Here is a 19,830-nt window from a genome sequence, read left to right as displayed (position 1 = left end):
CGTCGTGACGTGGTGAAACCCGGTGCTCGCGTGGCCCTCGCCGCCTCCGCGCCGGATCCCGGCTGGAAGTTCGCCGGAGGCTCGCTCTTCTGGAGCCGATTCGCTACCATCGTCCCCGACGTGTCCCGACGAACTGCCCGGGCAAGCCTACTGCGTGGCGGCCGACCTTCGGCCCTCGCGCCTTCGGCGGGGCACCTTCCTAACGAACTGCCCGGGCCGGCCTGCCGTGCGCCTGCGGGCGCCGGGCGGGGCAGGGAGAAGCCATCGATGAACCGAATGTCTTGGCTCTTGGTCGTTCCGCTCGCTCTCGCATCCGCTCTCTCCGTACCTGCGGGGTGCGTCGAGTTCGACACTTATTTCTTCGACGAATCGTCCTACGTTGGCGGCGCCGGGGGCAACGGCGGCACGGGCGGCGGCACGGGCGGGGGGGGCACGGGCGGGACGCAGGCGTGCACGACGCAGGCCGACTGCCCGACCACGGAATGCCGGATCACCGGATCGTGCAACGCCGGGACGTGCGATTACATGACCGAGATCATGCCCGGCATGCCCGTTGGCGCGCAGGTGTATGGCGATTGCAAGCAGCGGGAGTGCGACGCGTCGGGCGCCATCACGCAGGTCGACAGCTCTGCCGACGTGTACGTGTGGGCAGCTGATTCCTGCCGCACGAACGGCTGCGAAGCGTGGAAGAGCCCGCAGCCCGCCTCGGGTCAGTGCACGACGACGTGGGGCGCGTTCGGCATCTGCGACGACAGCTTCAACTGCATCCAATGTGCGAAAAACGAGGATTGCAGTGGTTTGCAGTGCGATACGTCGATCGGGAAGTGCGTTCCCGCGCATTGCCTGAATGATGTGCTGGATGCCGATCCCGATCCCGCCAAGAGCGAGACGGACGTCGATTGCGGCGGCCCCTGCGTGCCTTGCGAGATCGGCATGAAATGCAGCGTGCGTCCCGATTGTATGGGCGAGGGGCCGTGCCTCGGGAATCCGAAGACCTGCCAGGTGCCCACGTGCAGTGATGGCTTCAAGAACGGCGACGAGACCGGGTCGGATTGCGGCGGGTCCTGCGCGCAGGACATGGCGAATCCGAAGAAATGCGGCCAGGGTCAGGGGTGCCTCTTTCCAGACGATTGCGTAGCGGGTTTGTCGTGCAACTCCGGCACATGTGAGCCATGATGACATCGTCTCGCGGGAAGGCCCCGGCGTCTGCGAGGATGGGGGCGGGGCCTCTCGCGACCGAGGAAATGATTGAAGACGCCGCGTAGGCGTGGAGGAGCTTCGAGAATGCGAATCGGACGAGCTTGGATTTGGCCCCTCGTGATCGCGGGGCTCTCTTCTTTCGCGGTGGCTTGCGGGACCGGCGCGAACCCCGCGGACCCGACGGGCACGGGCACGGGCACGGGCGGCGCGGGTGGCACGGGCGGCGGCGGCGAGGGCGGCACGGGCGGCGGCACGGGCGGCATGGGCGGCGTCGGGGGAGGCTCGGGCGGCAGCAGCACGGACACCTGCAAGCGCAGCGAGTGTCCCGGCGTCGACTCCCCGTGTGGCGTCCGCACCTGCGATGGGGGCGCCTGCGGAATGATCGTCCTTCTGCAGGAGGGTACGGTCCTCGAGAGCCAGACCTACGGCGACTGCAAGCGCGCCGTGTGTGACGCGAACGGCGGCATCATGCAGGTCGAGGACACGAACGACCGGTTCGATGACGGCAACCCCTGCACGCTCGACACGTGCATGAACGGGGACACGCTGCACATCAACCAGGAGGCCGGCTTCTCCTGCGGCATGAACGTCAAGTGCAACGACGCCGGCCAGTGCGTGCGCTGCAACGTCGGCGGCCCCGCCAACGAATGCCAGAACGGCAACGTCTGCGTCGCGTCGAAGAACTACAAGGACGTCGAGACGCTCGACGGCACCCTCAACAAGTGCGTGCCGACGTCGTGCAAGGACGGGTCGAAGAACGGTAGCGAGACCGACGTCGACTGCGGGGGCGGCACCTGCGCTCCCTGTGACGTCGGCAAGGCCTGCAACGGGCCGCTCGACTGCATCGAGGCCGCCTGCGATGCCGCCACGAAGATGTGCGCCCCGCCCGCGTGCACCGACGGCTCCTTGAACGGCGGCGAGACCTACCCCGACTACGGCGGCCCGGAGTGCCCGCCGAGCTTCGTCGTCGGGTCCGCGTGCCACGTCCCCGAGGACTGCTCGTCGGGCGTATGCCAGGGCGCGAAGTGCGCGGCGCCCTCCTGCACCGACGCCACCCAGAACGGCGGCGAGGGCGGCGTCGACTGCGGCGGAAGCTGCGCGGCGAAATGCATCGAGCCCTGAGCCGCGCGCGAATCTCCACCCCGCGCGCCGGCCTCTTGCGCTATCGTGTAGCTGTTCACCTGTCACGGACGTAAAAGGCCCGAGTCCTCACGCCCTCGCAGGCGGCCCCCCGCCAGCGAGGGCGCGCGTTCTTTTCCGGAAGGCGCGCGCGCGGGGGCTCGGGCCTCGGCGTCGAGAGAGCCGCGGGCGATGCGGCCCGGGAGGAGAGCTTTGCCATGAGAATCGAACGAGCTTGGATGATCGCTTGTATCCTCGGCGCGACGATTGCGGCGTCCGCGGTCGGCTGTGGGGATGGCTCCAGTTCCAACAACCCGACGTCGAGCTCGTCGAGCGGCGGCACGGGCGGCAGCGGCGGTACGGGCGGCGACGGCGGCGCGGGCGGCGGCCCGGGCGGCAGCGGCGGCGGCGTGTCCCCCGAGTGCACGACGCCGGCGGACTGCACGAACCAGGGCGCCGCGAACTTCTGCGGCGAGCCTGCGTGCGAGTCGGGCAAATGCGTGCGCAAGGCCTTGCGGCCGGCGGGCACGCCGCTGCCCTCGCAGGTCTACGGCGATTGCCTCGAGATGCAATGCGACGCGAATGCCCAGCCCGCGCCCGTCAACAAGGACGACGACGTCTACAACGACGGCAACGAGTGCACCGACGACGTCTGCATGGACGGCGTCGCGATGCACAACGTCCAGGCGCAGGGCTTCCTCTGCTCCGCGGCGGGCATCTGCAACGACATGGGCCAGTGCGTGCAATGCATCGAGGGCGTGCAGGGCTGCTTCAGCGGCAACCAGATGTGCATGCAGGGCGTTTGCGTCGGCATCAACTGCGCGAACGGGATCAAGAACCCGGGCGAGGGCGACATCGATTGCGGCGGCAACTGTCTGCCCTGCGACGACGGCAAGACCTGCACGAACGGCTCGCAATGCAAGAGCGGCGTCTGCACGGCCGGCACGTGCGCGGCGCCGAGCTGCATGGACGGCGTGAAGAACGGCAAGGAGACCGGCTTCGATTGCGGCGGCGGTGAATGCCCGCTCTGCGGCAAGGACGAGGGCTGCCAGCTCCCGACGGACTGCCAGAGCGGCGTCTGCGTCGACGTCTTCTGCGCCGAGCCGAGCTGCACGGACGCGCTGCAAAATGGTGACGAGGCTGGCACCGATTGCGGCGGCTCCTGCCCGAACCCCTGCCCCTGAGCGGTCTCTCCGCGCGTCGGCGCGTGATTTTTCCTCACGCGCCGGCGTTTTCCTTCCGACCTCGAAAGACATCGCCTAGGATTCCCGCCCGGAGGCGGCGATGCATCGGCATGTCTTTGTTCTTTTTGGGCTTTCGATTTCGATCCTCGCGGCGGCGTGCGCGCCAAAGCTGGTGGCGCCGGGCGGCAACGGCGGGGCCGGCGGCGCGGGGGGCATAAGTGGGCCGGGAGGCACGGGCGGGATGCCAGAGTGTTCGACCCAGGCCGACTGCCCAGACACGGAATGCCGGATCGGCGGCTCGTGCAACGCCGGGACGTGCGATTATACGACCGCGATCATGCCTGGCACGCCCGTCGGCGCGCAGGTGTATGGCGATTGCAAGCAGCGGGAGTGCGACGCGTCGGGCGCCGTCACGCAGGTCGACACCCCTGCCGACGTGTACAAGTGGGCAGCGGATTCCTGCCGCAAGGACGACTGCGAAGCGTGGCTGAACCCGCAGCCCGCCTCGGGCGCGTGCATGACGAAGTGGGACAGGCCAGGCATCTGCGACGACTCCTTCAACTGCATCGAGTGCACAAAGAATGAGGACTGCGCCGGTTTGCTGTGCGATCCGTCGATCGGGATGTGCGTCCCTTTTCTTTGCGGGAACGGGAGCTACGAAGCGGGCAACGGCGAGACCGACATCGACTGCGGCGGCTCCTGCGCGCCCTGCGCCGTCGGCCTGAAATGCAATTCGCAGTCCGATTGTGAAGGCAGGGGGGCGTGCGTCGGCTCGCCGAAGACCTGCCAGGCTCCTGCCTGCAACGACGGTTTCCACAACGGTGACGAGACCAGCACCGATTGCGGTGGCGCTTGCGCGCAGGACATGGCAAGCCCGAAGAAGTGCCCCCAGGGCCAGGGCTGCCTCGTCGCCAACGACTGCCAAGCCGGCCTCTCCTGCATCTCCGGCACCTGCCAGCTCTGACGCATTTCCCCATGCCATCCGCCCCCCTCCCCGTCGTCCCCTCCGATTGCCTGCTCTGCGGCACCTGCTGTTTCTCCGACCTTCCCGAGTACATCCGCGTCTTCGGCGTCGATCACGACCGCATGGATGACGACGCCCGCGCGCTCACGGAGTTCATCGGCAATCGTTGCTACATGCGCATCGAGGACGGCCATTGCGCCGCGCTCGTCCCCGACCCGGAGACGCGCCGCTTCGTCTGCTCCATCTATCCGATGCGCCCGGACGCCTGCCGCTCCCTCGATCGCGGCACCTCCGCGTGCCTCGGCGAGCTCACCTTGAAGCAGGACCGCCCCCCGCTCGCGCTCGAAGCGCTCGTCCGGAAAAATCGCTCAGGGTGAATCCGCCGCGTCCGGCCCCGCGTCCGCCGCCGCGGGCGCGGCGCGCCGCTCGATCCGCATCGTCACGTCGAGCAAGACGGTTTGTCCCGCATTGACCCGGATCTCCCGCTTCTCGTCCGGCGCGTTCGGGTGCTTGAACGTCACGTAATGCCGGCCTGCCACGACCGGGATCGGACGCCCGATCGGCGTCACGTCCACGTATTTCCCGTCGACGAGCACCTCGGCCCACGGCCGCGCCAGGACCTTCACGTAACCCCGTTCCGGCGCGTCCGCCTCGCTCGCCGGCTCGGCCGTCACGTCCTCCTCGCGGACGAACCCCTCCACGACCACCGCGCCCAAAACCACGAGCCCGAACAGCACGGCGAGCTTCTGCACGAGTGGCCCGAGCGGCAAGGGCGGCGGCCCCTTCTTCGGCTGCCTCCGCCCCTTCTCCTCGCCGATCTCCTCACCCAAAAACGAAAGCGCGAGCGCCCGCGTCACGAGCTTCCGCGACGGCTCCCGCGTCGCCTCGTCGAGCGCCTCGGCCAGCGCCTCCGCGAGCACGTCGCCGTCCTCGTACCGATCCTCCGACCGCTTCGCGAGGCACCGCATCACGATGCGCGAGAGCCCCCGCGGCAGCACCACCCCGTGCCGCTCGAGCGGCGAAGGCTCCTGGCTTCGTACCCGCCGCGCGAGCTCCTCCCGTCCCTCCGCGCCCTCGTCCCACGGCCGCGCCCCGGTGAGCATCTCGTAGAGCACGACCCCGAGCGAAAACACGTCCGATCGCGGGCCCGCCGGCTCCCCCACGATCTGCTCCGGCGCGGCGTACTCCGGCCCGGACAAACGTTCGCTCCCGTCGAACGGCGACGGCACGGCGGGCGCCGACAGATCCATCGCTGCCCCGAAATCCACGAGCACGCTCCGCCCATCGGGCGCGAGCACGATCCCCTCCGGCCGCACGTCCCGGTGCACGACCCCGCGCGCGTGCGCGTGCCCGAGCCCCGACGCGACCCCGAGCGCGATCGCCGTCGCCACCTCGTGCGGCAGCTTCTTCGTCCGCGCGAGCACCGCCGAGAGCCGCGGCCCCGGCACATCTTCGAGCGCCACCCACGTCGCGCCTTTTCCCGGCGACATGTCGAGGCAACGCACCACCGACGCGTGCCCCATCTTCGCCAGGATGCGCGCCTCGCGCTCGAGCGCCGACCCGAGCGGCGACCCTTCCGCGAGCGTCCCCTTCAGCGCCTTGACGATCGCCACGCGCCCGAGCCGCTCGTGCTCGGTGCGGTAGAGCGTGGCGATCGCCCCTTCGGACAGCTTCTCCCGGACCCGGTACGGTCCTATCTGCGTTTGCAAATCGAGTCCCATTCAGCGCTTGGGGGCTCCGCTCGGACAAGGCGAGCTGCGCCCCCAAACCCCCTACCTCGGAGAGCGGCCACCCGTCATCCCGCTCGGCGCCTCGATCCCCAGCACATCGAGCACCACCTTCGCCACGTCCGCGAGGCTTCGATCGTCCGCGAGTTTTCCGCGCGGGTGCGTCGAGACGAACGGCACCGGGTTCGTCGTGTGACCGCCGCGCGGCTTGCCCTCCGCGTCGAGCATCTCCTCGCAGCCGCCGTGGGTCCCCACGACGAACAGCGCGCCGCCCTTCGCTTCCGTCGCCGCCGCGATCTGCGCGACGGCCGCGTCCACCGCGTCCACCGCCTCGATCGCCGCCGCGAGGTCACCGCGGTGCGCCGCGTGATCCGCCGCCGCGAGGCTCACGATCACCACGTCGTGGCTCCCTTCACGGATCGCGCGCGCCGCCGTCTCCGCGATCTCCGCTTGCTCGACCACGCGGATCTCCTCGCCGTCCTTGCGTGTCCGGCGCCCGCCGTCGAACACGTGCGCCACGTGCCTCGCGCGGTCCGGCTCCGCGATCCGGAGCTGCGTCAAACCCGCCGCCGCGATCGCGTCGCCGAGCGTGCCCTCCGGGGGTTCGTCCGGGAACGCGGCGAGCACCTCGCACGCCGGATCGAGCCCTACGAGCGAGAGCAACCCGAACTCGTCGAACGCGTACACGGGCTTCTTCCGATCGGTCAGGTACTCCTCCTCGATCTCGCGCGGCACGCCACGACGAACCATCATCGCCGCGAGCTGCTCCACACGGTCCGCGCGGTGCGTCAGGAAGAGCCCGGCTTCCTCGCCGAACCACGACCAACCCGCGCTCTGCCCCGAGGCGAAGTCGGCCATGAACGACCCGACCATCCCCTCGTACTCGCCGATCCGCGTGGGCTCGACGTTCCCGTCCGTGAGTTTCGCCTGATACGCCGCTTGCAGCGCCTCGTACGGCGTGTCCTTCGTCTTCGCCTCGCCGCGCACGATCGCCGCGTACGCCTTCTGCACGCGGTCCCAGCGCCCGCTCCGATCCATCGCGTACGACTGCCCCGAGATGGTCCCGATCACGCCCTTGTCCTCGAGCTCGAAGGCGAGCGGCTCGAGCAGCTTCCACGCGCTCCGCGGCGCCGCGGCCTTCTCCTCCAGGAACGCGTGCACCACGACCTTCACGTCGTGCGCCTCGCACACGCGCACCATCGTGCGCAGGTGATCGAGCGTCCCGTGCGCGCCGTCCGCGGAGATCGGCGCGAACAGATGCAGCCGGCAGTTCCGATCGTTCGCGATCCACATCGTCCGCTCGATGACCTTGTTCTGCCAGAGCTTCTTCGCGGCGATCGCTTCATCGATCCGCGCGCGGTGGGGCCGCGGCGTTCGGCCCGTCCCGATCGCCTCGTAGCCGAGCGCGCCCGAGCCGACCTTGCCCGCGCCGAGCCCCACGGCCTCGCCGCTCGCCAGAAGGCGCGTCTTTCCGAACTGCTCCGCGAGCCGCCCGAGCGCCTCGGCCTTCGCCAGCCGGACCGCGTTTCCTTCGCGCGCGTCGCGCTCCCCGAGCCCGTCGAGCAAGCACAACACCACGGGCTTCTGCCTCGGCTCCACCACCATGCGTGTACTCTACTCGCTCTTCGTGATGGCTCGCCGGCTCGAGCGCCGTGATCGCACGGCTTCCCGGGCCAGCTCATCCGCACGTTCGTTCAGCGCCACACCCGAATGTCCGGGGACGTACTCGAGCCGCGTTTTGTTGCGCTTCAGCACATCCTTCACCTCGGCGACGAGGTCCGTGTTGGCCTTCGCCTTCCAGCCCTTCTGCAGCACGCCGATCGCGTACTGGCTGTCCGTGCGGACGAGCAGCGGCTTGCCTGTGTCCTCGACGGCCCCCACGGCCCGCAGGATCGCCGTCAGCTCCGCGATGTTGTTCGTGCCGTTCCCGAGGTACTCGCTGATCTCGATCCGCCGATCCCCGTCGACGACCACGACCCCGAGCCCCGCCGGCCCCGGATTCCCCGTGCAAGCGCCGTCCGCGTACGCGACCAGCTGCCCCTCTGCGAGCGGCGGCGCCGCGTCATGCGCGGCCTTCGCGGCGGCCTTGCGCTCCTCGGACGTCGTCGCCTTGGCGCGGCTCGTCCCTGCGGACTTCGTCGCGACCTGGGCCTCGCCGTCTTTTTTCTTCTCGACGGCCTCGGCCGGGCCACACGCGTCATCCGGCAAGAGCTCGCCGGGGACCACCTTCAGGTTGTCCTCGCGCGCTCCGTACTTCCGCCCATCGTTCGGCTTGTACCGAACTTCCACACGACCACCGTCCGAGACCAGGCGGCCCGCCTCGTCGGCCTTTGCGTACACCTTTTGCCCACGCAGGAGCGCTCGTACCCACGGCACGCGCGCACCTTGGCACAGACCCCCGCCCCGGCGAAAGCAATCGTCATGTGTTCCGTGACCGTGACAGCGTCGCCCCCGTGACAGCCGGCCCTGCCCGTTGTACACGCCCCCTTCGTGAACGAGAACGAAGACGCGCGACCCTTCTTTGCGCCTGGCCTCTTCGAGGGACAGGTGGCCATCGTCACCGGCGGCGGCAGTGGCATCGGGCTCTCCGTGGCGCGGGAGCTCGGCCGGCTCGGCGCCAGCATCGCCATCTGCGGGCGCAAGCCCGAGAAAATCGAAGCCGCGATCGGCACCTTGCGCGAGGCCGGCCTCGCCGAGAGCCGCGTCCTCGGCGTGCCTTGCGACATCCGCGAGCCCGCGCAGATCGAGGCGTTCGTCCGCGCCGCGATGGATCGCTTCGGCCGCGTCGACATCCTCGTCAACAACGCGGGCGGCCAGTTCCCGAGCCCGGCCGAGCAGATCTCGCCGCGGGGCTTCGAGGCCGTCGTCCGCAACAACCTGAACGGCACGTTCAACATGACCCGCGAGGTCGCGAACGTGGCCATGATCCCGCAGAAGCGCGGCCGCATCGTCAACGTCACGGCGATGGTCGTCCGCGGCTTCCCGGGCATGGCGCACACGGGCGCGGCGCGCGCGGGCGTCGAGAACCTCACGCGCACGCTCGCGGTCGAGTGGGCGACGCATGGAATCCGGGTCAATGCGGTCGCGCCGGGCACGATTCGTTCGAGCGGCACGGCGCAATATGGCGACGGGATGCTCGAGTTCGCGCGCAAGGCGACGCCGCTCAAGCGCCTCGGCGGCGTGGACGAGGTCGCGCGTGTGGTCGTGTTCCTCGCGAGCGAGCGCAACGATTTCATCACGGGCGCGGTGATCCCGATCGACGGGGGCGCCTCGCTCTGGGGCGACATCTGGCAGATCTCCGATCCGTAGCGTGAGCGCCGGCGATCCGCATACCACTCCGGAAGGAGACGTGTCCGCGCAGGCGCCTGCCTCGGCGCCCGCGCCCGCCCCCGCGCCCGCCCCGGCGCCCCGGACAAACGCATTCCGCGCCGCCTACGCCTGGTGCCGCGAATACGTCCTGGGGTACGATCCCGGGTTTTTCTGGGTCCTCGCGCCGTTCATCCTGCTCTGCATGGTGCTCTATACCCGGGCACCCACGACGAACTACATCTTCGACGAGCAGGAAGCGCTCCTCGCGAACCCGTACGTCAATGCGACCGGGGGCCTGCGCTACATCGACGCCATCTTCCGCGATTTCTGGGGCCTGCCGCCCGATCGCAGCGTGGGCTCCTACCGCCCCGTCCCCAATTTCCTCTGGCGCGCGCTCTGGGCCATCTCCAAGCAGCCCTTCTTCCACCATTTTTACAACGTCCTCTTCCACGCCGTGAATGGCGCGCTCCTCTCGCTCGTGACCTTCCGGATCACGCGCAGACGGGGCACGGCGTATCTCGCCGGCGCGATCTTCGTCTCCGCCGCCATTCTCACCGAGGCCGTGAGCGGCATCGTCGGCATCGCCGACGTCTTCGGCGGCATGGGCGCCCTGCTCGCCGTGCTCGCGCTCGCGCTACCGGGCTGGCTCATGCCCGCGGGCGTCTTTGTCGCGCTCGTGTTCGGCCTCTTCAGCAAGGAGAGCGCCGTCGTCTGCGTCCCGCTCGTCCCGTTCGCCGCGCTCGTCTTCTCGCCGCACCTGCATCCCGAGCGCCCCGCGCGTATCCTGCGTACCCTCGCCGCGCTCGTCGCCTCCGTCTTCGCGTTCGTCCTGTACGTCGAGCTGCGCAAACGCTGGTTCCCCTCGCCGACGCCGGCCGAGCTCCTCGAACCCTTGCCCGAAGGCGCCTCGGCCCTTTCGCGAGCCGCGCGCTCCTTCCTCCTCTGGTTCCACCAGGCGCCGCTCCCCAAGGATCCGCTGAACAATCCCCTCGCCGAGGTCGATTTCCCGCATCGCATCGCCGGCGCGCTCCGCGTCTACTGGCGTGGCCTCGTGCAGGTCGTTTTTCCGCGCACCCTGAGCGGCGATTATTCGTTCCCGCAGGAGCCCGCGCCGGATCGTCTCGTCTTTGCCGAGAGCGTGCTCGGCGCGGTGGCCCTGATCGGCCCGCCCCTCGCGGGCATTGGGATGTGGATCGTCGGCGTCGTCCGGGAACGCGCGGCGCGCAAGGAAATCGTTCGTCTCGGGCTCGCTGGAAAACCCGCGCCCGGTCGCCCTCGGCTTGCGATCCTCGCGGCCTTCCTCTTCGCGCTCGCGCCCGCGCTCGTCGCCGTCGAGGTCTTTGTCCTTCGTCCGCGCGGGATTTCGCTCACCTTGCGTGGGTTTTCCTGGGCCATCCTCGCCGTGCCCGTCTTCGCGATCTCGCTCGGCCTCTTTGCCGATTGCACACGCGGCGTGGTCCCGCCCGACGCGCCCGAGGCACCACGTCCGCTCGGGCGCGCGGGGCTCGCGCTCGTGGCGGTGGGCCTGGTTTGGCTCGTCGTGAGTTATTTCCCGCACTCGAACATCCCGGTTGTCCTGCCGACCGTGCGGGCCGAGCGATTCTGGTATTTCCCGGTCATCGGCACCTCGCTCCTTCTCGCCGTCGCGTTCGCGGCCGCGCACGAGCGCCTTTCGAAGCGCCCGCGCTTCCGTTTCGTGGTCCCCGCCGTCTTCCTCGCCTTCTTCCTGTTCCAGTGCGTCAAGGCCTATGCGCACGCGATGGATTACCGCTCCGACCTCACGTTCTGGGAGGCGACGAAGGATGCGGTGCCGATGTCGGCGAAGGCGCACCTCAATTTCTCGGTGATGAAGGGGGCGCGTGGGGACATGGAGACGCGCCTCGCGGAGAGCCGGAAGGCCCTCGAGCTCGCGCCGGAATGGGCCATGGCGCACGTCTACACCGGCGACACGCTTTGCCGCATGCACCGCCCGGACGAGGCGTGGCCCCATTACGAGATCGGCTTCGGCCGGGGCCCGAACGAGATCGGGCTTCTCGCGCTCGGGCTCCAGTGCCTGTACGACGAGAAGAAGCTGAAGGAGCACGAGGACGCGTTGCGCACGCTCGCGGAGGAGCACCCCGGGACGTGGCTCGCGTACCTCGCGATCGATACGCTCGACAACGGCGAGAAGCACGGCGGCGTCGATCCGAAGCACCGCCCGCGCTCTTACAATGAAGGTCCGAAGGAAAACGCGGAATAACCTGCGGGACCTTCGAAACGAGAAACCCCGCCTCGGTTTGCCGAGGCGGGGTTTTTCGTTCACCCGGTGTTCAGGCCGAGATCACTTGCCCTTGCGGTACGTGTTCCACATCGACTGCATGCGCGCGCTCTGACCCTCGGTGAAGTGGTCCATGCAGGCGTCGTCGGTGTAGTCCATGAAGTTCTTGATCGGGTCGACGCCCGCCGTGGAGCAGGTGTCGCGGCCCGTCGGGCAGCCGTAGGCCGCCGACTTCTCGGCCGGCGTGTCGGAGACGTAATCGTTCGTCTTCTGGCAGCCGCCCTGGAACGTGTGATAGAGGCCCATCCAGTGGCCGACCTCGTGCGTGCCCGTGTCGCCGAGGTTGTACGGCGCCGCGCTGCCGCCGGGGACCGACGAGAAGAGCAGGACGACGCCGTCATCCTTCGGGTTCGAGGTGTAGCTCGAGGGGAACGTCGCCCAGCCGAGCAGGCCGCCGCCTGGGTTCGAGCTGTAGACGTTGAGGTCGTCGGCCGAGCCCTGGCGGAGGGCCGTCTTCATGTTCTTCTCCGCCGTCGTGCCCGGGCCCGCCGTGTACCACGTGCTGTTCGTCGTGCGGTCGACGCTGACGAGGTTGAACGTCACGCCCCAGGCTGCGTACGCGTCATTGAGGACCTTGATCTGGTCGTCGATCTGCGTCTGCGGGATGTCGCCGTTCGCGATGCCCGTGCCCTTGTTGATGACGTGCCAGTAGACGGGGATGACCGCGCCGACGCTGACGTTGAGGTTATCCTTCCAGGGGGCGAGCTGCTCGAACTCGGCCTCGAGCTTGGCCGCCTCCTCCATCGTCAGCTCCTTCGTGCCGCAGGTGCGCACGACGGGCACGCCAGCGGCTTCCGTCTCGCCACCGACGTCGCCGCCGACGTCGCCGATCTCGGTCGAATCGGCGCTGCAGCCCGCGCCGAGCAGCGCGAAGGCGGAGAAGATACCCCCGAGAACGACCGTGTTGTGAAGCTTGCGCATGCGGCTCTCCTTTGGTTGTCGGAAAAAAAAGGACCGACGCAATGTACAGGGCGCGCACCGTTTTATTCAAGTGAAATCGATTCGAAATCGTCTCCGCGTCGGGACGCGTAATGACCCGACCGATATCAATAGCAATCAAGTTGCATGAATATGAAGCGGCGCGTTCGCGCGGTGGAGCACACGTCCGCCTGGGGCGGGACGTGTAAATATCCGAAGCAGCGGACAATTTGGTCCCGTTTTGACAATCGTCACACCGCCGTCGTGGTACAAGCCACAGGCTCGGCGATGCAAATGCAATCAAATTGCGATGGATTGCGCGTCGGCGACGCGATCGTCATCCGCCTGTGGTCATTCCTATGACCACGGCATGCAATCAATGCTGGCGGAATATTCCAGCGTTGGCGCTGTATACGACCGCGTCGAGCCGATGTTCCCGACGCACGAGCAAGAGCTCCGGGGCCTCGAGGTCGACCTCGATCTCGCCCCCCACATCCGAGAAGCCACACGCCCGCGCCCCGAGCTCGGAGCCGATTCGCCAAAGCTCCTCCGCCGGCGTGCGCCGGTCCCCCTCCTTGACGCGCAGCGTGATGCGTTTCCCCGTGCGGAGCCGCTCGCCGAGATCGACACAGCGCAGATCCTCGAGCGGCGCCGTCATGACGTGACTGTCGATCCCCGTGCAAAGCAGGGCGCCCGCGCCCACGAGCGCCGTGACGTCCGGCAGCCCGTCGCCGAGATCCCGCTCCGTCGTCGGGCACAAACAAACGAACGCGCCCGCCTCGCCGAGGAGCCGCGCCTCGTGCGGCAAAAGGTGCGTCGCGTGCACCGCCACGAAGCGCGGCGAGAGCACGGAACGCTCGGCGAGGAGCTCCACGGGCCGTTTCCCCGTCTCCGCGAGGCACGCCGCGATCTCCGCAGGCTGCTCGGCCACGTGCGCATGCAGCATCATGCCGCGCGCCTCGGCGAACGCCGCGATCGGGCCGAGCCAATCGGGCGGGACCGCGCGCACACTGTGCGGCGCGACGCCGATCCGCACATCCGGGTCCTGCGCCCATCGCGCGGCGAGCGTCTCGACGTCGGCGAGCGAGCGATCGAGATCCGCATCGGAAAACCTACGTTGCGCGCCCTCGGGCGGCCGGCCCGCGCCCGCGCGCGTGTAGATCACGCGGAGGAGCGCAATGCGGAGCCCCTCGGCCTTCGCCGCGCGGATCACCTGATCGGCGAGGACCGTGCGGTCCTCGTACGGCGTGCCGTCCGGCTGGTGATGCACGTAGTGGAACTCGCCCACGGTGCGCACGCCGGCGCGGTAGAGCTCGCGGTACGCGACGCGCGCGATCGCGTGGATGCTCTCCGGCGTGAGCGTGTCCGCGAGTGCGTACATCGAGGTCCGCCAGGACCAGAAATCGTCCGTGCCCGTAGGACCGGGCCGCTGCGCGTCGCCCCGCATCGCGCGCTGAAAGGCGTGGGAATGCGCGGTCGCAAGGGCGGGCAGGAAAAACCTCTCGTTCATGAGCGCCTCGTCGTGATCGTCACGCGCGGCCGGTTCACTTGCCCCAGTTGACCTTGGGGCGCCCCGGCGGGGTGACGTTCGGCATCACATGGTAGAGCGCGCGGGCGAAGAGCGGCAGCGATCCACACGCGGCCTCGCCGAGGTTTTTCTCTTCGTCGGGATCGGTGCGCAGATCGAAGCAGTGGTACTCGCCGTCCCACTCGCGCGCCTGCACCTTGAGCGGCCCCTGCATCGCGCCCCAGTTGCGGAACGCGCACTCCCACACGCCCGTGCAATTCGTGAGCGGCACGGGCTCGATCGTGCGCTCGGGCCGCGTGAGCGGGTGGCCGATCATGCGGCGCCGGAAGGGCACGAGCGCAGGATCGTCCCACACGCCGAGGAGATCGAGGAACGTGGGTGCGAGATCGAGGTGATAGACGTACGCGTGCTCGGCGGCGCGGATGCTCGCCTCTTCTTCCGGCGCGAGCGTGCCCTCGGGCGCGTCGATCCACGTCGGCACGCGGATCTCCTCCTCATAGAGCGAGCTCGTGTGCCCCATTTGCCAGTGCTCGCGGAACGACTCGCCGTGATCCGAGGTGTACACGACGACCGTGCGAGCGCCCTTGTCGCTCTCGCGCACGTGCCGGAGCAGCTTGCCCACGGCCTTGTCCGACAGGTACACGACGTTCTTGTAGTAGTTCAGGAACTGGTCGTTGAGCTCGGGCGCGTTCTTGAAGGCCGCCGGCTGGAACGGCGCGTGTTTCTCGTCGTAGACGTAGGGGTAGTGCACGTTCGAGTAGTGCACGACGGCGAAGAAGGGCTCTTCGAGCTCGCCGAACTCCTGGATCACGCGCTCGGTAAGCAGCGAGTCATACGCGCCCGCGTCGAGGTCGGCCATCGTGTCGAGGTGCGTCGCGACGGCGAAGTGGCTCGCGGGGATATCCTGCACGTAGAGCCGCGCGTTGCCGAAGATGAGGTTCTGGCTCGTCCAGTACGCGGTGTCCCAGCCCGCCGCGGCCGCGTACTCCCAGAGCAGCGGCACCGAATGCAAGACGGCGCGTGGCTCGGTCGGGCGCACGCCGGACCAGATGTTCGAGATGGAGATCGCCGTGGTCGAGTCGTGCGCGTGCATCTCGTAGAGGGGCATGCGGTTCGGCATGGCCTCGTTCGAGAAGGGCGTGGCGCAATCGCTCGCGGGGTCGTAGGCGACGCACGTCACGTCGGCGCGCTGGCTCTCCTGGAGCACGAGCAGCACGTTGCGCGGCCGCTTCGGGCGTGAGGAGAGCTTGGGCACGGGCTCGGGGCGCCTGCGCTCGACGCGCAGATCGGGCGAGTCGTTCGTGATGTCGAGGTTCTCCTTCACCACCGCGGTGACGCCGTGGAAGTAGAGGAGATCCGGCGGCGACGACATGACGACCCGGTAGCTGACGGGCGTCTTCACCGCGAGGACGAGCACGGCCGGGACGAGGAGCGGCGCGACGAGGCGCGGGATCCTACGAGGTCGTACGAACCTGCGCGCGAAGACGAGCATTCCGATCGAGGCCGCGATCGCGAGCACGACCTCGAAGAGCAGGGTGGGGCGCGTGAGCGGGAGGTAGCCGTAGAGCGAGTCCGCGACGGACTTCGAATGGATCTGGCCGTCGAGCGTGAGATACGTGTTCCACTGCCTGTGGAAGGCGCCCTCGACGCCGAGCGCGACCGAGAAGAGCAGGACGAAGAGCCCGCCCACGGCGCCGCGGAAGATCCCGCGCGAGCGCGCGGCCACGTAGAGCAGGACGCCCCAGAACACAAAACTCTCGCAGAGCCCCGCGAGGTAGCCGAGCCTATGCCATCGATCGAGCCGCAGGAGGTGATCGTGCCGGCGCAAGAGATCCGTGACGAGCACCCAGAGCATCGGCGTGACGAGCGCCAGAAACCCGATCCACCTGCGCCGCCGGCGGAGCCGCTTGCGCCGCTGCCCCGCAGGCCCGAGCACTCGTTTCGTCTTGCGCTTGCCGGGGTTCGTCGTCGCCGCGGTCGCGGCGGGCCCAGGGCTTCCTTCGCTCACTTCACTCACGTCTTTGATTCGTTCACTTCACGAGGCCCGGCAGCCCTCCGTGCAGGGCCTCCGCGCGCGCGGCCATGTCTCCGCACGCCGCCGCGCCGAGATCACGAAGCTCCTTCGGATCGGCGAGCACGTCGTAGCAATGCCACGCCGTGTCCCACTCGCGCGCTTCGAGCTTCAAATTCCCTCGCATCATGCCCCAGTTGCGGAACGCGCAGCCCCACACGCCCGAGCAGTTCGTGAGCGGCACCGGCTCCGTCCGCTCGATCGGCCCGAGCAGGCTCTTGCCGATCATCGCGCCATACCAGCGCGAGAAGCCCGCCTCGCGCTCGAGGCCGAGCATGTCGAGGATCGTCGGCGCGAGGTCCGTGTGGAACAGGATCGATTCGCGGTGCGACGCGAGCGCGGCCACCTCGGCCTCGGTGAGCGTGCCCTCGGGCGCGTCGATCCAGGCCGGCACGTGGATCTCCTCGTCGAGCACCGCGCCCGTGTGCCCGAGCTGCCCGTGCTCGCGGAACGACTCGCCGTGATCCGAGGTGAACACCACGATCGTGCGTTCGCCGAACGGCTGTTCCCGGACGAACCGCAGCATCTCGCCGATCGTCCGATCCTGCAGGTGCACCGCGTCGAGGTAGTAGTTGCGGTAGGCCTCGTTGTCCTCGGGCGCCTTGCTGTCCTGCGCGGGCTGGAACGGGGCGTGCTCGGGATCGATGCGGTAGGGGATGTGCGTGTTGCCGTAGTGGGCGACGGCGAAAAACGGTTCGCGCATCTCGCGGATGTCTTTGCGGATGCGCTCGGTGAGCAGCTCGTCACGCGCGCCGAGATCCATGTCGGCGAGTGGATCGAGATCGGTCGCGCCGGTCTGGTGCGAGGTCGGCAGGTCCTGCACGTAGAGGCGCGAGTTCGCGAACATCATGTGGTGGCTGGTCCAGTACGCCGTGTCGTACCCGGCTGCGTTCGCGTAATCGAAGAGCAGCGGATAGCCGTGCAGGTCCTCGCGCGAGGCCGTCGGCGGCAGGCCCGACCAGAGAACCGCGAGCGAGATCGCGGTGGTCGAGGCGTTCGAGCGCATCTGGAGCAGCGGGAAGCGCTTGCGCGCCGCGGCGTTCGTCGCCGGCGAGAAGGGGCAATCGTCCGTGGGCGCCGTGCAGTGTGCGTCGGCGCGCACGCTCTCGGTGATGACGAAGAGCACATTCGGCCGTGTGACACGCGCGCCGCTCGGGATCGCGGTGGCGCCGGGGAGTTGGGGCGGCGTGCGCAGTCCAGGGCGGACGTGCTCGGGCGGCCGGAGGCCGGTGATCTGCTTGATCACGCCGCCCATCGCGTGGAGATAGATCACGTCCGGCGTCGAGGCCTGCACGGTGCGGTACGAGCAGGGGATCAGGAAGCCGAACACGATCGCGAGCGGCGCGAGGATCCGCGCGACGCGGCTGCTCCGGGTCTGGCGCGGACGCACGAACCTGCGCGCAGCGACGACCAGCGCGGCGGCGCAGACGAGCGGCGGCGCGATCGCGGACACGAGGTTGCCGCCGTCGGCGCGCAGGTGCCCGACGACGCTCTCCGAGAACGACGTCGCGAAGAGCAACGCGTCGAGGTTCACGTACGTCGAGTAGCAGCGCTGAAAGTAGATCTGGATGCCGAGCGTGACCGTCGCGAGCAGCACGAAGAGCGAGGCCGAGATCCAGCGAACGGCGCCGCGACGCGACGACGCGGAGTAGAGCAAGAGGCCCCAGAGCACCGCGCTCTCGACGATCGCGCCCGCGTAACTCGCCACGTGCTTGCCGCGCAGATCGAGGAGCCTTCCGCCGCGGATCCAGATGTCGACGGCGAGCACGAGCACGACCGGGGCGAGGAGCACGAGCCAGGCGATGCGGCGCCGTGCGCGGGCCAGGCGCCGAAGCTTCTGGCTCTTCGGCCCGAGGGACGCGGGCTCGCTCGTCCGGGCGCCTTCCGCGCTGGGATCGAGGGGATAGTTCGTCGCGGACACGCTCTCGCGCCTCATCCTAGCCCAATTCACGTCCCGGCAACGAATGGGTGACGTGTTTGTAACGACGGCGCTGGAGGACCGGGGTCCGGCGTTGCCCGAGTCACCTGAACCAGGCGACCGCGGGGGACCGTTGAGACGTGGGGAGCATGCTCCTCCGGACGGTTCGATTTATGCTCCGCCCCGACCAAAAGGCCGTCCGGAGTCAGCCCATGTCGACGAACACCGAGCCGACGGAACACGCGCGCCTCACGCTGGAGCTCGAGACCGCGCTCCTGCGTGAGCTGCGCTCGACCTACCAGGACCTGAACGCCACGTATTTCCGGCGCGCGCTGAAGATCCCGACGATCGAGCTCGGCGACGCGGAGCGTTACCTCGGCCGCTGGCACCGGGAGACTCGTTGCATCGAGATCGGCCGGCGCCTCGTGATCGAGCGGCCCTGGGGGATCGTGGTCGAGGTGCTGAAGCACGAGATGGCGCATCAGTACGTGCACGAGGTGCTCGGTCAGACGAGCGAGCACGCGCATGGCCCGGCCTTTCGCGGGGTCTGCCAGCGGCTCGGGATCGACGCGCACGCCTCGGGGCTGCCGGAGGCGCAAGACGCGGAGCCGGGCGAAGCGCGCGTGCTCGAGCGGATCGCGAAGCTGCTCGCGCTCGCGGAGAGCGCGAACGTGAACGAGGCGCAAGCCGCGATGAACGCCGCCCAGCGCTTGATGCTGAAGTACAACATCGACAGCGTCGCGGAGCGGTCGGCGCAGGGCTACGGCTTCCGCCACCTCGGCAAGCCCACGGGCCGCGTGACCGAGGCCGAGCGGCGGCTCGCGTCGATCCTCGGCAAGCACTTCTTCGTGGAGGTCATCTGGGTGCCGGTGTACCGGCCGCTCGAAGGCAAGCGCGGGAGCGTGCTGGAGATCTGCGGCTCGCACGCGAACCTGGAGATGGCGAGCTACGTGTACGCGTTCCTGACGCGCACGGCCGAGCAGCTCTGGACAGCGCACAAGAAGACGAAGGGGCTCGGCGGGAACCGCGATCGGCGCACGTTCGTGGCGGGCGTGATGGCGGGCTTCGACGAGAAGCTCGGAGCGCAACGCGAGGTCAACACGAGCGAGGGGCTCGTGTGGGTGAAGGACGCGGATCTCGGGCGGTACTACCGGCAGCGGCATCCGCGCATCCAGCACGTGAAGTACGCGGGCGGGCCGCGCAGCGAGGCGCACGCCGAGGGACGCGCGGCAGGTCGGCGCATCGTGCTGCACAAGCCGGTGGGGCAGGGGTCGAGCGGAGGGATCCGGCTTTTGCCGGGGAAGTCGTAAGACTCCCTGGGTCTCATCCGGGAGGCGCTGCGCTGGGGCTTTGCCCCAGACCCCACCGGGGCTATCCGCCCCTGGACCTGGACCAGCGCAAGCGCTGGACCCGGGGTCGATGAACTGCGCGATGCGCAGTTCATCGAACAGGCCGAGGCAAGAGCGGGAGCGACCCTGCCAATCAAGACAGCGGCGCTGCCCTTTCGACTGGCGACGCGGTCCAACGGGCCCGTTGGAAGAACTGCGCATCGCGCAGGTCTTCCACCCCGAGTCC

The 19,830-nt window shown here is 68.9% G+C and carries 14 protein-coding genes and 1 pseudogene; 8 read left to right on the top strand and 7 right to left on the bottom strand.

The window, feature by feature from the left end:
- Window positions 1–267 precede the first annotated feature (267 nt).
- The 5 genes from KEG57_RS19120 (at window position 268) to KEG57_RS19100 (ending at window position 4,844) form a co-directional block, all read left to right on the top strand.
- A complete protein-coding gene (locus tag KEG57_RS19120; RefSeq protein ID WP_272422487.1) occupies window positions 268–1,176 on the top strand; it encodes a hypothetical protein in 909 nt (302 codons plus the stop codon).
- 108 nt (window positions 1,177–1,284) lie between these two features.
- On the top strand, window positions 1,285–2,322 hold the full coding sequence (locus KEG57_RS19115; protein ID WP_272422486.1) for a hypothetical protein: 1,038 nt from the start codon (window positions 1,285–1,287) through the stop codon (window positions 2,320–2,322).
- A gap of 215 nt (window positions 2,323–2,537) precedes the next feature.
- Window positions 2,538–3,503, top strand: coding sequence for a hypothetical protein (locus KEG57_RS19110; RefSeq protein ID WP_272422485.1), 966 nt, complete (start codon window positions 2,538–2,540; stop codon window positions 3,501–3,503).
- A 100-nt stretch (window positions 3,504–3,603) separates the two neighbouring features.
- Window positions 3,604–4,467: a hypothetical protein gene (locus KEG57_RS19105; RefSeq protein ID WP_272422484.1), complete on the top strand. Its 864-nt coding sequence runs from the start codon at window positions 3,604–3,606 to the stop codon at window positions 4,465–4,467.
- Window positions 4,468–4,478: 11 nt separating this feature from the next.
- The gene (locus KEG57_RS19100; RefSeq protein ID WP_272458678.1) at window positions 4,479–4,844 is read left to right on the top strand and encodes a YkgJ family cysteine cluster protein; all 366 of its coding nucleotides are present in this window, start codon (window positions 4,479–4,481) and stop codon (window positions 4,842–4,844) included.
- On the opposite strand, the gene KEG57_RS19095 is transcribed toward KEG57_RS19100, so the two are convergent.
- Genes KEG57_RS19095 through KEG57_RS19085 form a run of 3 tightly spaced genes read right to left on the bottom strand, consistent with a single transcriptional unit; the run spans window position 4,836 to window position 8,570 of the window.
- Window positions 4,836–6,188 carry a serine/threonine-protein kinase gene (locus tag KEG57_RS19095; RefSeq protein WP_272458677.1) on the bottom strand — a complete coding sequence of 451 codons (1,353 nt, stop codon included), beginning with the start codon at window positions 6,186–6,188 and terminating at the stop codon, window positions 4,836–4,838. The genes KEG57_RS19100 and KEG57_RS19095 overlap by 9 nt on opposite strands.
- Window positions 6,189–6,239: 51 nt before the next feature.
- Complete coding sequence (locus KEG57_RS19090; RefSeq protein WP_272458676.1) at window positions 6,240–7,799, bottom strand: alkaline phosphatase family protein; 1,560 nt, start codon at window positions 7,797–7,799, stop codon at window positions 6,240–6,242.
- Between the two features lie 9 nt (window positions 7,800–7,808).
- The gene (locus KEG57_RS19085) at window positions 7,809–8,570 is read right to left on the bottom strand and encodes a ribonuclease HI (protein ID WP_272422480.1); all 762 of its coding nucleotides are present in this window, start codon (window positions 8,568–8,570) and stop codon (window positions 7,809–7,811) included.
- A 114-nt stretch (window positions 8,571–8,684) separates the two neighbouring features.
- Here KEG57_RS19085 and KEG57_RS19080 point away from each other — a divergent pair, with 114 nt between their 5' ends.
- Both KEG57_RS19080 and KEG57_RS19075 read left to right on the top strand, forming a co-directional pair.
- Window positions 8,685–9,503, top strand: coding sequence for an SDR family oxidoreductase (locus KEG57_RS19080; RefSeq protein ID WP_272422479.1), 819 nt, complete (start codon window positions 8,685–8,687; stop codon window positions 9,501–9,503).
- Between the two features lie 40 nt (window positions 9,504–9,543).
- Window positions 9,544–11,742, top strand: a complete 2,199-nt coding sequence (locus KEG57_RS19075; protein WP_272422478.1) for a tetratricopeptide repeat protein — start codon at window positions 9,544–9,546, stop codon at window positions 11,740–11,742.
- Between the two features lie 81 nt (window positions 11,743–11,823).
- Here KEG57_RS19075 and KEG57_RS19070 read toward each other — a convergent pair whose 3' ends face one another.
- From KEG57_RS19070 to KEG57_RS19055, 4 genes and pseudogenes are all read right to left on the bottom strand, one after another.
- Window positions 11,824–12,741: a zinc metalloprotease gene (locus KEG57_RS19070; protein WP_272422477.1), complete on the bottom strand. Its 918-nt coding sequence runs from the start codon at window positions 12,739–12,741 to the stop codon at window positions 11,824–11,826.
- A gap of 373 nt (window positions 12,742–13,114) precedes the next feature.
- A pseudogene (locus KEG57_RS19065) lies at window positions 13,115–14,263 on the bottom strand (formimidoylglutamate deiminase); the annotation flags it as partial.
- Window positions 14,264–14,282: 19 nt separating this feature from the next.
- A complete protein-coding gene (locus tag KEG57_RS19060) occupies window positions 14,283–16,283 on the bottom strand; it encodes a sulfatase-like hydrolase/transferase (protein WP_272422476.1) in 2,001 nt (666 codons plus the stop codon).
- 13 nt (window positions 16,284–16,296) lie between these two features.
- Window positions 16,297–18,258 carry a sulfatase-like hydrolase/transferase gene (locus KEG57_RS19055; protein WP_272422475.1) on the bottom strand — a complete coding sequence of 654 codons (1,962 nt, stop codon included), beginning with the start codon at window positions 18,256–18,258 and terminating at the stop codon, window positions 16,297–16,299.
- 209 nt (window positions 18,259–18,467) lie between these two features.
- Between KEG57_RS19055 and KEG57_RS19050 the strand changes: the two genes are divergently transcribed.
- Window positions 18,468–19,565 (top strand): DUF2786 domain-containing protein, encoded by a 1,098-nt coding sequence (locus KEG57_RS19050; RefSeq protein WP_272422474.1) that lies wholly within the window; start codon window positions 18,468–18,470, stop codon window positions 19,563–19,565.
- The last annotated feature ends 265 nt before the right edge of the window (window positions 19,566–19,830 follow it).

The sequence above is a fragment of the Polyangium jinanense genome (genome assembly GCF_028435365.1).
Note: the sequence above shows the minus strand (reverse complement) of the source record. Positions and strands in the feature narration are given on the sequence as shown.

Coding starts and splice junctions, on each gene's coding strand:
- KEG57_RS19050 (WP_272422474.1), top strand. CDS start 18,468: ATGTCGACGAACACCGAGCCGACGGAACACGCGCGCCTCACGCTGGAG.
- KEG57_RS19120 (WP_272422487.1), top strand. CDS start 268: ATGAACCGAATGTCTTGGCTCTTGGTCGTTCCGCTCGCTCTCGCATCC.
- KEG57_RS19070 (WP_272422477.1), bottom strand. CDS start 12,741: ATGCGCAAGCTTCACAACACGGTCGTTCTCGGGGGTATCTTCTCCGCC.
- KEG57_RS19095 (WP_272458677.1), bottom strand. CDS start 6,188: ATGGGACTCGATTTGCAAACGCAGATAGGACCGTACCGGGTCCGGGAG.
- KEG57_RS19100 (WP_272458678.1), top strand. CDS start 4,479: ATGCCATCCGCCCCCCTCCCCGTCGTCCCCTCCGATTGCCTGCTCTGC.
- KEG57_RS19115 (WP_272422486.1), top strand. CDS start 1,285: ATGCGAATCGGACGAGCTTGGATTTGGCCCCTCGTGATCGCGGGGCTC.
- KEG57_RS19090 (WP_272458676.1), bottom strand. CDS start 7,799: ATGGTGGTGGAGCCGAGGCAGAAGCCCGTGGTGTTGTGCTTGCTCGAC.
- KEG57_RS19105 (WP_272422484.1), top strand. CDS start 3,604: ATGCATCGGCATGTCTTTGTTCTTTTTGGGCTTTCGATTTCGATCCTC.
- KEG57_RS19110 (WP_272422485.1), top strand. CDS start 2,538: ATGAGAATCGAACGAGCTTGGATGATCGCTTGTATCCTCGGCGCGACG.